Origin of the sequence: Streptomyces sp. NPDC060002 (genome assembly GCF_042737245.1) — a bacterium.
In the GTDB taxonomy this organism is placed as follows: domain Bacteria; phylum Actinomycetota; class Actinomycetes; order Streptomycetales; family Streptomycetaceae; genus Streptomyces.
This window is the reverse complement of sequence record NZ_JBHWUW010000001.1, coordinates 453,747-468,458: the sequence shown is the minus strand read 5'-3', so window position 1 is coordinate 468,458 and position 14,712 is coordinate 453,747. Positions and strand designations below refer to the sequence as shown.

General features: G+C 71.3%; 16 protein-coding genes. 14 read left to right on the top strand and 2 right to left on the bottom strand.

What is annotated here, in order from left to right:
* Positions 1 to 5 precede the first annotated feature (5 nt).
* Positions 6 to 794 (top strand): alpha/beta fold hydrolase, encoded by a 789-nt coding sequence (locus ACFWBD_RS02110; RefSeq protein ID WP_385661295.1) that lies wholly within the window; start codon positions 6 to 8, stop codon positions 792 to 794.
* 26 nt (positions 795 to 820) lie between these two features.
* Here ACFWBD_RS02110 and ACFWBD_RS02105 read toward each other — a convergent pair whose 3' ends face one another.
* On the bottom strand, positions 821 to 1,234 hold the full coding sequence (locus tag ACFWBD_RS02105) for a cupin domain-containing protein (RefSeq protein ID WP_385661292.1): 414 nt from the start codon (positions 1,232 to 1,234) through the stop codon (positions 821 to 823).
* A 203-nt stretch (positions 1,235 to 1,437) separates the two neighbouring features.
* On the opposite strand from ACFWBD_RS02105, the gene ACFWBD_RS02100 reads away from it, so the two are divergent.
* The 12 genes from ACFWBD_RS02100 to ACFWBD_RS02045 all read left to right on the top strand — a co-directional run bounded on the left by ACFWBD_RS02100 (position 1,438) and on the right by ACFWBD_RS02045 (position 12,534).
* Positions 1,438 to 1,995 (top strand): carboxymuconolactone decarboxylase family protein, encoded by a 558-nt coding sequence (locus ACFWBD_RS02100; RefSeq protein WP_385661532.1) that lies wholly within the window; start codon positions 1,438 to 1,440, stop codon positions 1,993 to 1,995.
* Entirely contained in the window at positions 1,992 to 3,479 is a 1,488-nt protein-coding gene (locus ACFWBD_RS02095) for a sugar ABC transporter ATP-binding protein (protein WP_385661289.1), read from the top strand. The genes ACFWBD_RS02100 and ACFWBD_RS02095 overlap by 4 nt, the downstream gene beginning before the upstream one ends.
* Positions 3,476 to 4,498 carry an ABC transporter permease gene (locus ACFWBD_RS02090; protein WP_385661287.1) on the top strand — a complete coding sequence of 341 codons (1,023 nt, stop codon included), beginning with the start codon at positions 3,476 to 3,478 and terminating at the stop codon, positions 4,496 to 4,498. Before ACFWBD_RS02095 ends, ACFWBD_RS02090 begins: the two co-directional genes overlap by 4 nt.
* A 42-nt stretch (positions 4,499 to 4,540) precedes the next feature.
* Complete coding sequence (locus tag ACFWBD_RS02085; RefSeq protein ID WP_385661284.1) at positions 4,541 to 5,488, top strand: sugar ABC transporter substrate-binding protein; 948 nt, start codon at positions 4,541 to 4,543, stop codon at positions 5,486 to 5,488.
* A gap of 103 nt (positions 5,489 to 5,591) precedes the next feature.
* On the top strand, positions 5,592 to 6,500 hold the full coding sequence (locus ACFWBD_RS02080) for a LysR family transcriptional regulator (protein ID WP_385661281.1): 909 nt from the start codon (positions 5,592 to 5,594) through the stop codon (positions 6,498 to 6,500).
* 109 nt (positions 6,501 to 6,609) lie between these two features.
* A complete protein-coding gene (locus ACFWBD_RS02075; RefSeq protein WP_385661278.1) occupies positions 6,610 to 7,530 on the top strand; it encodes a VOC family protein in 921 nt (306 codons plus the stop codon).
* 46 nt (positions 7,531 to 7,576) lie between these two features.
* Positions 7,577 to 9,025, top strand: coding sequence for an NAD-dependent succinate-semialdehyde dehydrogenase (locus ACFWBD_RS02070; RefSeq protein ID WP_385661275.1), 1,449 nt, complete (start codon positions 7,577 to 7,579; stop codon positions 9,023 to 9,025).
* Positions 9,022 to 9,813, top strand: a complete 792-nt coding sequence (locus ACFWBD_RS02065) for a fumarylacetoacetate hydrolase family protein (protein WP_385661272.1) — start codon at positions 9,022 to 9,024, stop codon at positions 9,811 to 9,813. The genes ACFWBD_RS02070 and ACFWBD_RS02065 overlap by 4 nt, the downstream gene beginning before the upstream one ends.
* A complete protein-coding gene (locus ACFWBD_RS02060; RefSeq protein ID WP_314219782.1) occupies positions 9,810 to 10,181 on the top strand; it encodes a VOC family protein in 372 nt (123 codons plus the stop codon). Before ACFWBD_RS02065 ends, ACFWBD_RS02060 begins: the two co-directional genes overlap by 4 nt.
* 26 nt (positions 10,182 to 10,207) lie before the next feature.
* Positions 10,208 to 10,993, top strand: coding sequence for an alpha/beta fold hydrolase (locus ACFWBD_RS02055; protein ID WP_385661269.1), 786 nt, complete (start codon positions 10,208 to 10,210; stop codon positions 10,991 to 10,993).
* Positions 10,990 to 11,502, top strand: coding sequence for a heme-binding protein (locus tag ACFWBD_RS02050; protein WP_385661267.1), 513 nt, complete (start codon positions 10,990 to 10,992; stop codon positions 11,500 to 11,502). The genes ACFWBD_RS02055 and ACFWBD_RS02050 overlap by 4 nt, the downstream gene beginning before the upstream one ends.
* 3 nt (positions 11,503 to 11,505) lie before the next feature.
* Positions 11,506 to 12,534 carry a methionine synthase II (cobalamin-independent)-like protein gene (locus tag ACFWBD_RS02045; RefSeq protein WP_385661263.1) on the top strand — a complete coding sequence of 343 codons (1,029 nt, stop codon included), beginning with the start codon at positions 11,506 to 11,508 and terminating at the stop codon, positions 12,532 to 12,534.
* Positions 12,535 to 12,773: 239 nt separating this feature from the next.
* Here the strand turns inward: ACFWBD_RS02045 and ACFWBD_RS02040 are convergent, their stop codons facing one another.
* Positions 12,774 to 13,061: a putative quinol monooxygenase gene (locus tag ACFWBD_RS02040; protein WP_385661261.1), complete on the bottom strand. Its 288-nt coding sequence runs from the start codon at positions 13,059 to 13,061 to the stop codon at positions 12,774 to 12,776.
* 190 nt (positions 13,062 to 13,251) lie between these two features.
* Between ACFWBD_RS02040 and ACFWBD_RS02035 the strand changes: the two genes are divergently transcribed.
* Complete coding sequence (locus tag ACFWBD_RS02035) at positions 13,252 to 14,700, top strand: aldehyde dehydrogenase family protein (protein WP_385661258.1); 1,449 nt, start codon at positions 13,252 to 13,254, stop codon at positions 14,698 to 14,700.
* The last annotated feature ends 12 nt before the right edge of the window (positions 14,701 to 14,712 follow it).

Below are 14,712 nucleotides of genomic sequence, written 5' to 3'. Positions count from 1 at the left end.
GAGGTATGGGTGAGCGGTGGGAGGTCCGCCGGGCGGGCGCGACGAACGCCCCGCACCGGGTGCTGATGATTCCGGGCGGGCTGTGCACGACCGAGTTCTACGCGGACGTCATGGCCGAGCCGGCGGTGGCCGGGCTGGGCATGGTCGCGGTGACCCAGCCGGGCTTCGGGCGTACCGAGGCGCCCGAGGACGTGTCCATGGACCACTACGCCCGGCTGATGGCCGACTTCGCCGCCGACGCCGGCTGCGACGCGGTCGTCGGGCACAGCCTCGGCGCGAACGTTGCGCTGGAGATGGCGGCGCAGGGTCTGTTCCAGGGCCCGCTGGTGCTGCTGTCGCCGACCTTCTCGCGGGGCGACGAGGCGAGGTTCCTGACGGTGCTGAACGCCCTGGGCCGCGTGCCCGGGCTCGGTGCCGCGGCCTGGACGGCCATGCTCGCGCTGCTGCCGCGGTCCATGAAACGCGAAATGCCGCCGCACCGCGCCGAAGCGCTGGCGGCGGTCATGGCCGGCAACGATCCGGCGTCCTGCCGTCGGATCGTCCGGGGCTACTACGCGTACCTGGACCGGTATCCGTCGCTGGTACCGAGGCTGTGCGGGTCCGGGGTGCCCGCCTGGGTGGTGCGCGGCGACCGCGACGGGATCGGCCTGACGGCCGAGGAGCGGCTGGGCCTGGAGGCCTGCCCGCGGGTGCGCATGGTCACCGTGCCCGACGCGGGGCACCTCCTCCTCGTCGAGCAGCCGGCCGCGGTCGCCGAGGTCATCGCGGAGGCGGCCACGGCGTCGGTGCGCTGACGGCCGTCCCCCTCCCGGGCCCGCCCTCAGTCGTCGGAGCCCATCTGGTCCTCCGCCGAGAGGTGTTCAACCGTCCGGCCGGTCTCGGTGAACGTGCGCGTCACATGGCCCGAGGAGTACACCCACAGGATCCGCAGCGGACGGTCGCCGATGTTGCGGAACAGGTGGGGGACCGGGGACGGCACGTACGTGGTGTCGAACTGCTCCAGCCTCGTCACCTCGCCGTCCACCCACACCTCCGCCTCGCCCTCGAGGACCGTCACGTGCTCGTCGCAGTTGTGCGAGTGCAGCGGGGCCCCGGAGCCGACGGGGTAGACGCTCATCCCGCTGGTGATCCGGTTCTCCCCGTTCGCCGACGCGGTGGTGACGAGCGGTGTCGAGGCGACCGCGCCGCCGCGGTCGAGCAGCGGGACGGAAGCGGCCTTGATGATGGTGGTCATGTCGGACGACGTTAGGTCGCCGCCCGGCGAATGGGGGGCCTCCGGCGTGCAGTTTTACGTTGCGTTCCGAGGTGGGTGAGCTTCTCGGACACGGCTGTACCTTCACCTGGCACCGCACGGATTCACGACCCGTGCCCGTAATGCGCCGGAAAGAAAAGGCAGGTATCGGCCGGATGAGGCTCCCCGTTCTCGACGAAGAGGAAATGGATGCGCGGCAGCAGGAGCTGGCCGCGCGGATCGCCGGCCGCCGTGGCGCGGTGCGCGGTCCCTTCCGGGTGTGGCTGCACAGCCCGGAGATGTGCGAGCGGGCCGAGTCGCTCGGCGCGTTCGCCCGCTTCGACTGCTCGCTGCCCAGGCACCTGCGCGAGCTGACCCTGCTGATGGCCGCCCGCAACTGGGACGCGCAGTACTCCTGGAACGCCCATGTGCACCAGGCCGTGGAGGCCGGCATCCCGGAGGCCGCCGTGCAGGCGATCGCCGAGAAGCGCGAGGCGGTCTTCGACAACGAGGCCGACCAGGTCTTCTACCGGTTCTGCCGGGAGATCCTCGACGACCACTTCGTCACCGACGCCACCTTCGCGGCGGCACTGGAGCACTTCGGCTCCAAGGGACTGGTGGACACCATCGGCGCGCTCGGCAACTTCACCATGCTCGGCATGTGCCTGAACACCTTCCAGGTGGACCTCCAGGCCGACAAGGAGCCCCCGTTCCCCGACATCCGCGGCTACGGACGTGTGGCCCCCGAGGGCGACCGGCCATGACCGCCGTACTGCGCGCCCGGGGCGTCACCAAGAGCTTCGGCGGGGCGGCCGCGCTGAAAGGCGTCGACCTCGATCTGTACCCCGGCGAGGTGCACGCCCTGATGGGCATGAACGGCGCCGGGAAGTCGACCCTCGTGCAGGTGCTGTCCGGCGTCCACCAGGCCGACGCCGGCACGATCGAGGTCGACGGGCGGGAGCAGCACGGGCTGAGTGTGCGCAGGGCGCGCAGGCTGGGCATCTCCTCGGTGCCGCAGCGCCGCGAACTGGCGATGGGGCTGAGCGTCGCCGAGAACATCCTGCTCGGCGACCTGCCCACCCGGGGGCGCGCCGTGCGGTGGAAGGCGGTCGGGGAGGAGGCCCGCACGGCCCTCGCCGCCCTGGGCATCGACATCGACGTGGAGCGCGCCGCCGGTTCGCTCACCGTCGCCGAGCAGACCATGGTGGAGGTGGCCCGCGAGGTCAGGCGCGGCGGCCGCGTGCTGATCCTGGACGAGCCGACCGCCTGTCTGAGCGCCGGGGACGCCCACCGGATCCGGGCCCTGGTGCGCACCCTGCGCGACGAGGGCGTCGCCGTCGTCTACATCTCGCACTACATCGACGAGGTCATGGCCGTCGCCGACCGGCTCACCGTCCTGCGGGACGGGGCCGTGGTGACGAGCGCGCCCGCCGCCGAGCTGGACGACGCGGGACTGGTGCGTGCCATGGTCGGCCGGGACGTCGTCTCCACCCGCCCCGAACGGCCCGCGCCGAAGGACGAAGTCGGCCTCTCGGTACGGGGATTGAGCCAGGGCCGGGCCATCCGGGACTTCACCGTCGAGGTGCGCAGGGGCGAGATCGTCGCCGTCCTCGGGCCGGCCGGGGACGCCCAGTCCCGGCTGTTCGACCTGCTGTCCGGACGGCAGCGCCCGGAGACCGGCGACCTGCACGTCGAAGGCAGGGCCGTGCCCTTCGGCCGGGTCCCGGCCTCGCTCGCCAGCGGGCTGCGCTGTGTCACCGGCGACCGCCGCTCCCTGGGCCTGGTCCCGGGCATGTCGCTGGACGAGAACCTGATGCTCGCCGACGACCGGTTCGCGCGCCGTCGTCTGCACCGCCGCGGTCAACTGGCCCGCCGGGCCGCTCCGTTGCGCCACAGCTACGGAGTCAGGGCACTGGCCGGGAACCCGCCGGTGAGCGCGCTGTCGGGCGGCAACCAGCAGAAGGTGCTGCTCGGGAAGTGGCTGGAGACCTCACCGGCGGCGTGCTTCCTGGAGGACCCCACCAACGGCGTGGACATCGCGGCCATGGCCGACATCCACACCCTCCTCGACGATCTCGCCTCCCGGGGAGTGGCCGTACTGCTCGCCTCCTCCTCCGCCGAGGAGGTCATGCGGCTGGCCGACCGGGTCGTCGTCGTGAGCGCCGGCCGCATGGTCGCCGAGCACGACATCACCGCCATCACCCGCGACGAACTCGTCGCCACGGCCCTCGGAGGTCAACCGCAGTGAGCGTCAAGACACTTTCCGATGCCCCCGGCGTGTCCGGCCCGCCCGAGGCGCCCAAGTCCCGTCTCTCCCCGGGCAAGGTGCGCGATCTGCCGCACGCCGGCCTGATCGCCGTGCTCGTCCTCGTCGTGGTGTTCACCGCCGTGCAGAGCGAGACGTTCGCCACCGACCGCAACATCGTCAACATCCTCAGCCAGGTGAGCGTCAACGCCGTACTCGCCGCCGGACTCACCCTGTTGATGACCGCGGGCGGCATGGACTTCTCCATGGGCGGCAACGTCGCCGTCACGGCCGCGGTCTCGGCGAAACTGCTCGCCGAGGGCCAGCCCACCGGCTACGCCGTGGTCGTCGCGCTGCTGCTCGGCACCGCCATCGGCCTCGTCAACGGGCTGGTGGTGACCTTCACCGACGTGGCGCCGTTCGTCGTGACGCTGGCCTCGGCCACCCTGCTCGACGGCGTGGCGCTGCTGGTCCACGACGGCTCCACCATCTCCATCGGCACCCGGATGTCCGCCCTCGGCAACGACAAGGTGCTCGGCGTGCCGTATCTGCTGATCGTCGCGGTCCTGGTGCTGATCGTGACGGCGCTCGTCATGCGGTTCACGGTGTTCGGCCGGGACGCCTTCGCCATCGGCGGCAACGAGCACGTGGCCCGCCTCAGCGGCATCAACGTCACCGCCCGCAAGCTCACCCTGTACGGCCTCACCGGCACCCTCTCCGGACTCGCCGGTCTCATGCTGCTGTCCCGTCTCGGCTCCTCCAGCCCCGGCGGCACCGCCGGCCTCTCGCTCCAACTGGCCGTGGTCGCCGCGGTGGTCATCGGCGGCACCTCGCTGGCCGGCGGGCACGGCACCGTCATCGGCACCGCCCTCGGCCTGGTGCTGCTCGGTGTGGTGGCCAACGCGCTGAACCTCCTGGACTTCTCCAGCAACTACCAGCCGGTCTCCGTCGGCGCCGTGCTGCTCGTGGCGGCGATCGCCAACGAGATGCACAAGGCCCGCTCGGGCTCGGCGCGCCACTGAACCTCCCTCTCGTCCATGCCTCGTCCCGAAAGGCCCTTCCCCATGAGACTCTCCGCCCGTTCACGCAGGGCACTGTTCGCCACCCTCACCGGCTCCACCCTGGTGCTGACCGGCTGCGGCAACGGCGACAGCGGCAGTGCCGACAGCGTCTCCCTCGGCTTCGTCAACGGTGGCGACACCAGCTTCCACAGCTGTCTCCAGAAAGCCGTCGAGGGTCAGGCGAAGACCGCGGGAGCGAAGGTCTACACGGCCAACTCCCACCAGAACGCCGGGACCGAGCTGTCCAACATCGAGGACATGATCTCCCGCGACGTGAGCGCGCTGATCGTGCAGACGGTCAACGTCGACGCGCTCAAGGGCGACATCGCCAAGGCGAAGGCCTCGGGCATACCGATCTATCTGACCTCCGTGTCCACCGGCGACGCCGCCGACATCCTCGGCGCGGCCGTCGTCGACCTCAAGAAGGTCGGCAGCCTCGACGCGGGCTGGATCGCCCAGGACGCGGGCACGAAGCCGGTGCAGGTCGGCATCGTGGCCGGGGCTCCGGGCGCGGCCTCGGACCTGCTGGTGGGCGGCTTCAAGGGCGCTCTCCCGGCCACGGCCGAGGTCGTCGCCAACCAGCCGGGCATGTTCAATCCCGCGAAGGCCCAGGACGTGGCGGAGAACATGATCCAGGCCCATCCCGACCTGGACTACGCGTTCGTCGCCAACGAGGAGATGGCCTTCGCGGTGCGCAAGGCGTTCGACGCCGCCGGCGCGAAGGACGTCAAGATCGTCACGGTGAACGGGACCGACGAGGGCCTGGCCGCCGTCAGGAACGGCGAGTTCTCGGCCACCGTCGCGAACTCGGCGAAGACGATCGGCGAGACGGCCGTGCAGAACGCCGTCGGGCTCCTCGGCAAGCAAAAGGTTGACAAGATTGCCAACATTCCTCTTCTGTTGGTGACCGAGGACAACCTGAGCGAGGCACCCCAGTACTGCCCGAAGTGAGGGCCCCACCGGGAAGCGGTGCCTGCCGGCGCCCCGGTTGTTCCGAGCCGCAGGAATGCTCCCGTTCTCGACGCCGCGGGCGGGAGCCGCAATCGGAGGAAACATGGACCGCTTGCTGCTGATGCACAGTTTCGTCACTGTCGCTCAGGCCGGAAGCTTCAACGGAGCCGCCAAGAGACTCGGCTCCTCCGGGTCACTGGTGTCACGGCACGTGGCCGAGCTGGAACGGCAGGTGGGGGTCCGCCTGGTCAACCGCACCGCCCGCTCGGTGAGCCTCACCGAGCCGGGGCTGAGGTACGCGGAATTCGCCGCCCGCATCCTCGACGAGATCGACGCGCAGGACGCGGCGCTCGCCGACTCGCACGACCGGGCCGAGGGCACCCTCAGCATCATCTGTCCGAAATGGATAGGCAGCCTGGACCTGGGTGACGCGATCGCCGCCTTTTCCGCGGCCCACCCGAAGATTCAGGTGCGATTCGAACTCGGCGGCATGTCCGACCGGACCTACGATTTCCTGGACAGCGGATTCGACGTGGCTTTCCACACGCGCGACCTCCGCGATTCCAGCGTCCGCCTGAAGAAGATCTCCTCCCTGCCGTTCGTGCTGTGCGGCTCGGCGGACTACATCGAACGGCAGGGCGGCCTCGCGCATCCCAACGACATCGCGGGCCACGACTGTCTCGTGCACGTCAACGACCCGGTCTGGCGCATCGGCCACGGCCACGCCAGCACCCTGCACAAGATCCGCAACATCGCCTTCTCCTCCAACTCCTACCTGGCCCTCCAGAAGGCGGCCGTGCACGGCCGGGGCATCGCCCTGCTTCCGCAGCGACCGGCCTACGACGACCTCGTCTCCGGCGCCCTGAAGGTGCTGCTGCCGGAACTCGCCGTACCCGACCGCCCGCTGTACGCCATCTACGGCCCCGGACAGGACACCCCGCGCAAGATCAGCGTGTTTCTGGACTTTCTCTCCGGATGGTTCTCGCAGAATCCGATTCCCGCGATCCGGTAGCCCCGACGGCAGGCGCAACCAAGAGTTGCGCATTTGGTAGAGCCAGGGCCATTGAGGCCCCGGCCACCCCAAACCTACGCTCACCAGGCGACCCGGAAACGAGGAATCCATGGGAATCCAGAGAATCGAATCGGTCACCTACGGCATCGACGACCTGGACGAATGCGTCCGGTTCTTCGAGGACTTCGGTCTGTTCCTGGTGGAGCGGACCGGAGAACACGCCGTGTTCGAGACCCTCACCGGGCAGACCCTCCACCTCGACACCGCCCCGAACCCGCTGCTGCCCCCGCCGGTGGAGGACGGACCGACCCTGCGCGAGGTCGTCTGGGGCGTCGACACCCGGGAGGAGCTGACCCGCCTGGCCGAGGCCGCCGGCCGGCGGCGAGCGGTGCGCGAGAGCGCCGAGGGCGTCTTCCACACCGTCGACCTCAGCGGCTTCGGCGTGGGCCTCACCCTCGCCCGGCCGAAGCCGGTCGCCGTCGACTCCCGTCCCGCCAACGCGACGGGCAGCGTCAGCCGGTGGAACACCGCCCTGGAGCCGCTCACGCGCGCGTACCCGCTGCGCATGTGCCATGTGGCGCTGAACATCGCCAAGGCCGGCAAGGACGAGACGGTCGCCTTCTACACCGACGTCCTCGGCTTCCGGCCGACCGACATCGTGGAGCCGATGGGCGTCTTCATGCAGGCCCCGGGCGACGACGACCAGCACACCATGCTGCTGTGCCACCGCCCGGACCGGGTGGGCGTCAACCACGTCGCCTACGAGGTGCCCGGCTTCGACGACGTCATCGAGGGCGGCAACCACATGATCGAGAAGGGCTGGCGGGAGGCCCGCCGGCTCGGCCGCCACACCGTCGGCTCGAACGTCTTCCGCTTCCTGCACGCCCCGTGCGGGGGCCGCGTCGAGTACGCCGCCGACATGGACCGCGTCGACGACACCTACGAGACGCGGGTCCACGAGAGCACCCCGCCGCACCACATCTGGGCGCTGCGCACGAACCGCGACCAGGACGCCGCAACCGCTTCCTGAGCCGTTGCGGCCCCACCGACTCTCCAGCCTGAGAGGGCACCCACCCATGACCACCGACCACGGCTACCCCGCCGTCCGCCTCCACATCGCGGGCGAGTGGTGCCAGGGCGGCACCGGACGTACCGCCCCGATCGTGAACCCGGCCACCGAGGAGGTGATCGGGGAAGTGCCCCTGGCCGCCCCCGCCGACCTGGACCGCGCGCTCGAAGCCGCCGCGGCGGGCTTCAAGGTGTGGCGCGCGACGCCCGTGGCCGAGCGCACCGACATCCTGCACGCCGCCGCCGGCCTGCTGACCGAGCGCGCCGCCGAGGTCGGGCGGATCATGACCCTGGAGCAGGGCAAGCCGCTCGCGGAGGCGACCGGCGAGGCCCGCCGGGTGGCCGGCACCCTGCGCTGGCACGCCGACGACGCCCGTCGCGCCTACGGCCGGATCATCCCGGCCGAGCCGGGCACGGTCCTGACCGTCCGCCGTGAGCCGATCGGTCCGGTCGCCGCCTTCGTCCCGTGGAACTTCCCGGCGGGCGGCCCGATGCGCAAGATCTCCGCCGCGCTCGCCGCCGGCTGCTCCATCGTCGTCAAGGCCTCCGAGGAGACCCCGGCGACCGCCATGGAACTGGTGCGCTGCTTCACCGACGCGGGGCTCCCGGCCGGAGTGCTGAACCTCGTCTTCGGCGAGCCCGCCGAGGTCTCCGCCCACCTGATCGCCTCCCCGGTGGTCCGTCTGGTGGCCTTCACCGGCTCGGTGCCGGTCGGAAAGCTGCTGGCCGCGCAGGCGGGCCAGGTCATGAAGCCGTCGCTGATGGAACTCGGCGGCCATGCCCCGGTGATCGTCTGCGCGGACGCCGACCCGGTGCGCGCCGCCCGCAAGGCCGCCCGGGCGAAGTTCGTCAACGCCGGCCAGGTCTGCACCTCGCCGAGCCGCTTCCTCGTCCACGAGAGTCTCGTGGCGGAGTTCACCGCCGAGTTCGTGAAGGCCGCCGAGGCGGTGGTCGTCGGTGACGGTCGCGAGCCGGGCACCACCATGGGCCCGCTGGCCAACGAACGCCGGCTGGAGTCCCTGGAGCGGCTCGTCGCCGACGCCGTCGCGCGCGGCGCCAAGGTCCTCACCGGCGGCGAACGGCCGGACCGGCCCGGTTACTTCTTCGCGCCGACGGTCCTGACCGACGTACCCGAGGACGCGGAGCTGCTGCACGAGGAGCCGTTCGGGCCGATCGCGCCTATCGTGCCGTTCAGCGACCTCGACGAGGCCCTCGACGCCGCGAACGCGCTGCCGTACGGCCTCGCCGCCTACGGCTTCACCGACTCCGCCGCGACCGCCGAGAAGCTGTCCGCCGAGCTGGAGGCGGGGATCCTCTCCCTCAACCACTGCGGCGGCTCCGTCCACGAGGCGCCCTCCGGCGGCGTCAAGGACAGCGGTTACGGCCGGGAGGGCGGGCCCGAGGCGCTGGACGCCTACCTGGTCACCAAGCGCGTCTCCCACCAGCTGGCGCCATGAGGTACGCACGGCTCTCGGCCGACGGACGGGCGCGGTGGGGCCGGGTGGGGGAGACGGACGTCGAGCTGCTGTCCGGCTCCCCCCTGGAAGGCGATCCCGAGGTCGTCGGGACGGTCCGGCGCGACACGGCCCACTGGCTGCCGCCCGTCGTCCCGCCCGTGTTCTACGCGGTCGGCCTGAACTACCCCCGGCACATCGAGCACGCGGCCCGGCTCGGCAACCCGGCCGCCGTCCTGCCGGACCGCCCCGAGGTCGGCTACCGCGCCAACAACGCGCTCACCGGCCACCGTTCACCGATCGTGAAACCGGCGGAGGTCGAGGGGCGGTTCGAGGCCGAGCCCGAACTCGTCGCCGTCATCGGCCGGACGATCCGGCACGCCTCGTACGAGGAGGCCCGTAAGTCGGTCTTCGGCTGGACCATCGGCAACGACGTCAGCGCCCGCACCTGGCAGCACCGGGACCGCACCTTCTGGCGCAGCAAGAACAGCGACACCTTCAAGCCGATGGGGCCGTGGATCGAGACGGACGTCGACGCCCTGGCGCAGACGACCACCCTGCGGGTCAACGGCGAGGAGCGGGCCTCGTTCCCCACCGGCGACATGGTCTTCGATCCCTTCGACTTCATCGTCGAGATCACCAGACACATCACCATGCGGCCCGGGGACGTGCTGTGGATGGGCGCCGAGTCGACCTGCGGGATCGGGCCCGGGGACACCGTGGAGATCGAGATCAGCGGCATCGGTGTGCTGTCCAACCCCGTTCACCTCGAAGGGAACCACCAGTCATGAGTGCGGAACCCCGCTACATCCACCACGTCAACTTCCCCACCACCGACCCCGACCGCACCGCCGAGTGGTACACGAAGGTCTTCGGCATGAAGCGGATCATGCCCAAGTCCAACACCCGGGTCGTGCTGATGACCCGCGGCAACTTCGACCTGCACTTCACCCCGGTCGAGGAGATGGAGCGCATGGCGCCCTACCACTTCGCCGTCGAGGTCGACGACTGGGACGACTTCCTGGCGCACCTCGGTGAGCTGGGCATCCGGCACACCCGGCCCGTCCAACGCCCCGAGAACCAGTCGAAGTTCTGCTACATCCACGACCCCGACCACACCATGATCGAGCTCGTGTACCACGCCAAGCGCCCCAACTGACCTCTCACGCTCAGGAGTTCCCTCCTATGCCTCTCGCCGACTCCGACGGCACCTCCCTCTACTACGAGCGCCATGGCAGCGGTCCGGCGATCCTGTTCGTGCACGGCAGCGGCGGCCACCACGCCGCCTGGTGGCAGCAGGTCGCCGCGCTGCGCGACGAGTTCACCGTGGTCACCGTCGACCTGCGCGGCTTCGGCAACTCCGACTCGTCCATGCCCGAGTTCGACGGCCAGGACTTCCCCGGTGACGTCGTCGCGGTCCTCGACCAGGAGGACCTGACCGACGTCATGCTGGTGGGCCAGTCCATCGGCTCCGTCGCCGCCCTGCGCGCCGGGCTGCTGCGCCCCGAGCGCGTCTCCCGCGTGGTCCTCGGCCACTCGCTGGGCGGCATCAGCCACCCGGAGCTGAAGGAGCTGGCCGCCGCCGACCGCGCCGAGGCCGTCGAACTCCCCGTGATCGACCGGCTGTTGACCAAGTCCTTCCAGCGGGAGCGCGCCGACCTCACGTTCCTGTTCCAGCAGATGGGCACCTTCAACGTCGCCAGGATGCAGGACCTGCGCAACCTCGACACCGACGGCCCCTCCCTGGAGGAGATCGAGGCGTCGGGCGTCGAGGTCGCCTTCCTCGCGGGCGAGAAGGACGCCGTACTGAGCGTCAGGACGGTGACCCGCGCGCACGAACTGCTCGCCGGATCGCACCTGGAGATCGTCCCGGGCGCCCCGCACTCCATGTACTGGGAGACGCCCCAGGCCTACAACGAGGCCGTCGCCCGTCTGCGCCGCACCCTCACCGCACCGAAGGAAGCAGCATGAGCAGCCTTACCCTGGCCGCCGCCGAGGAGATCATCGAGGCCGCCACCGAGCGGGCCCGGGCCGTGGGCAAGGCGGTGAGCGTCGCCGTCGTGGACGCCGGCGGCTTCCCCATCGCCATCCGCCGCCCGGACGGCGCCCGCCCTCTCACCCCGGACATCGCCCGCGCCAAGGCGTACACCGCGGCCGTCATGCAGCGGCCCGGCAAGATGCTGAAGAAGTGGCAGGAGAGCCAGCCCGTCTTCTTCGCCCAGCTCTCCCAGCTCCCGGGCGCGGCCATGCCGATCATGGCCACCGAGGGCAGCGTCACCATCAAGAAGGACGGCGAGATCATCGGCGGCCTCGGCATCGCCGGCGGCACCGCGGACGAGGACCAGACCATCGCCGACGAGGTGCTCGCCGCCCTCGGCTACGAGCTGGAGTTCGCCGCCTGGGGCGGTGGGGGTCCCCCCGGCCGAGCGGAGCCGAGGGTGGGGGACGGCGGCCCGGCCGGGCCCGGAAAGGACGCGTGAGTCATGGCGGACACGTTCAACTACCGCATCGACCACCACGGCAGCCTGGTCCGTCCCGCCGAGCTGGTCGCCGCCCGCGCGGCCGGCGACCCGGAGGCACGGGCGGCCGCCGAACGGACGGCGGTCGAGGAAGCGGTCGTCTTCCAGCGCAGGCTCCGCTCGACCGTCGTCACCGACGGCGACTTCCCCCGCGAGGACTTCCGGGGCGCCGTCCTCGACGCGGTGACCGGCTTCCGCCGTACCGGCGAGGTCGGTGCGGACGGACTGGCCGGCTGGGTCGCCGAGTCCCTGCCCAAGGCGACCGGCCCACTGCTCGCCGACTGGGCCGACCGGCTCACCGCGCTGACGGTGATCGCGCCGAAGGCCTCGCTGCCCTCCCCGGCGTATCTCGCCGCGACCACCTACCGGCCCGGCCTCGGGGTGTCCTGCGCACGCGAACTGGGCGAGGCCCTCGCGGAGATCATCCACGCGGAGATCGAGCTGCTGGTGTCGAAGGGCGTACGCCTGATCCAGCTCAACAACCCGCTGCTGCTTGGTCAGTTGGCGAGCGACCCGGCCGACCCGGGTGCGCTGTCCTTCGAGGACGCCCTCGCCGTCGAGGCCCTCGCGGTACGCCTCGACGAGCGTGGCGAGGGCGTACGGATCGGGGTCGCCCCCGGTTTCGCCGCCCCCGGGGCCGTGGACCGGGCGCGCGCCGAGCGGCTGTACGGCGCGGTACCGGCCGACCGCTGGATCCTGCCCTTCGACCAGGGCACCGACGCCGAGCTGGACCTCGTCCGGGCGCTGCCGCAGGACCGGGACGTCTGTCTGGGCGTGGTCGACGCGACCGTGCCCGGACTCGAGGACATCGACACGGTGATGGCCCGCATCGACGCCGTCGGCGCGTTCAAGGACCTCGAGGACGCGGCGGTGTCGCCGTCCCGGGGGTTCGCCGACGTGGCGAACCGGCCGCTGCTGACCACGCAGGAGCAGCGCAGGAAGATCGTGCTGGTGGAGACGGTCGCCCGCTACGTGTGGGGCAACGAGTTCTGACAGCGGGACAAGGGCCGGGCAACTCAAGGGAGTTGCCCGGCCCACGCCACACCGCACCTTGTCCTGCGGCGCCTTGTCCTGCGGCACCCCGCCCTGCCGCGCCGCCTCCTTCAGCACCCCGCCCTGCAGCACCCCGCCCTGCAGCACCACAGCACCACAGCACTGCAGCACCACAGCACCACGGCACTGCAGCACCACAGCACCACGCGCTTCAGCACCTGAGCCTGGAGCACCTGGCCCTACAGCGCCTCGGCGAAGGTGACCGTCCGGTCCGTCAGCAGCGGCCACACGGTCGCCACGATCAGCTTCTGGAAGTGCTCGGCCGCCTTGTGCGCCTCGAACCCGGCCCGGTCGGCGTACCGCTCGTACAGCAGGAAGCCGCCGGGCTGCCCCTCGACCGCGTGCACCTCGTACCCCTCGTTCGCCGGCTCGGCACGGGTGTGCTCGCGCACCTCGAGCAGCGCGGTGCGCACGCTCGTCTCGTCGGCGGGGGCGCAGCGGTAGTGGGCGACGACGGCGTAGGACATGTCCGGTTCTCCTCGGCGGCTCTGCGGAGACCGCTGTCAGGCCTCCGGCCTGCCGATTCCAGCACGGATCAGGCCCGCGCCCACCTGCGCGCGGCGCAACCAATGCCTGCTGCCACAGAGCTGGCGGCACCGCCCTGACGTGGTGTGTTGTCACAGTCCGCACCCTGGCCGACAAAGGAAGTGACCCGACATGCGTACCCTGGAGACCCTCGTGGGCGGGGAGTGGGTGGCGAGCGCCGACTGGATCGACGTCCTCGACCCCGCCGACGTCCGTACCCCCGTCGCCCGCGTTCCGGCCCTCACGGCCAAGGACGTCACCCGTGCCTTCGACCACGCCGAGCGCGGGTTCGCCGTCTGGAAGCGCACCAGCCCCTTCGAGCGGGCCCGGATCTTCACCGACGCGGCCCGGCTGATCCGCGAACGGGTCGAGGAGATCTCCGCCGACGTGACGGCGGAGAACGGCAAGACCCTCACCGAGGCGACCGGCGAGACCCTCAAGGCCGCCGACTTCCTGGAGTACTACGCCGGTCTCGCCCGCCAGGGCTACGGCACCCTCCTGCACGACGTACGGCCCCACCACCGCACCCACACCCAGCGCGAGCCGATCGGCGTGATCCTGGTGATCAGCCCGTGGAACGACCCGCTGATCACGCCGGCCCGCAAGCTCGCCCCGTTGCTCGCGACCGGCAACGCGGCCGTGTTCAAGCCGGCCACCGAGACCCCGGTCTCCGGCCTGCACTTCGCCCGCGCCCTGCATGACGCCGGACTGCCCGCGGGCGTGCTGAACGTCGTGACCGGCCGGACCGCGGAGATCGAGGAGGCACTCCTCGACGACCCGCGGATCGTCGGCGTCACCTTCACCGGCTCCAACGCCGTCGGCAACCGTATCCGCCGCCGCCTCGCCGACCGCAACGTCCGTTTCCAGGGCGAGTTGGGTGGCAAGAACGCCTCGGTGGTACTGAAGGACGCCGATCTGCCGGCCGCCGCGAAAGCCGTCGTGGCGGCTTCGTTCGGGCAGGCGGGCCAGCGCTGCACCGCCACCAGCCGGGTCGTCGTCGAGCGCCCGGTGTACGAGGAGTTCACCCGGCTGCTGGTCGCCGAGGTCGAGCGGCTGAAGGTCGGCCCGGGCAGCGACCCGGCGACCACGCTGTGCCCGCTGTCCAGTGCCAAGCAGCGCGACAGCGTCCTCGCCGATCTGGCCGGGGCGGTCGAGCAGGGCGCCACGGTCCTCACCGGCGGCCACGCGGACACCGGGGGCGAGCGCGCCCACGGCTGCTATGTGCAGCCGACCGTGCTCGGGGACGTCACCCCGCAGGCGGCGATCTGGCGGGACGAGGTCTTCGGGCCGGTCCTCGTCCTGCGCGCGGTCGACGGCTTCGACGCGGCCGTCGCGGCGGTCAACGACTCCGGCTTCGGCCTCGCCGCCGCCGTCTTCACCCGCGACCTCGCCCACGCCCACCGCTTCGCCGACGAGGCCGAGTGCGGTCAGGTCGCGGTCAATTCCACCACCACCGGCTGGGACGTCCATCTGCCCTTCGGCGGGTTCCACGACTCCGGCACGGCCTACAAGGAGCAGGGCGAGGAAGTCCTGCGTTTCTCCACGCGCGTCAAGACTGTCGCTGTGCACTTCGGCGGCTGACGATCGGGAGAT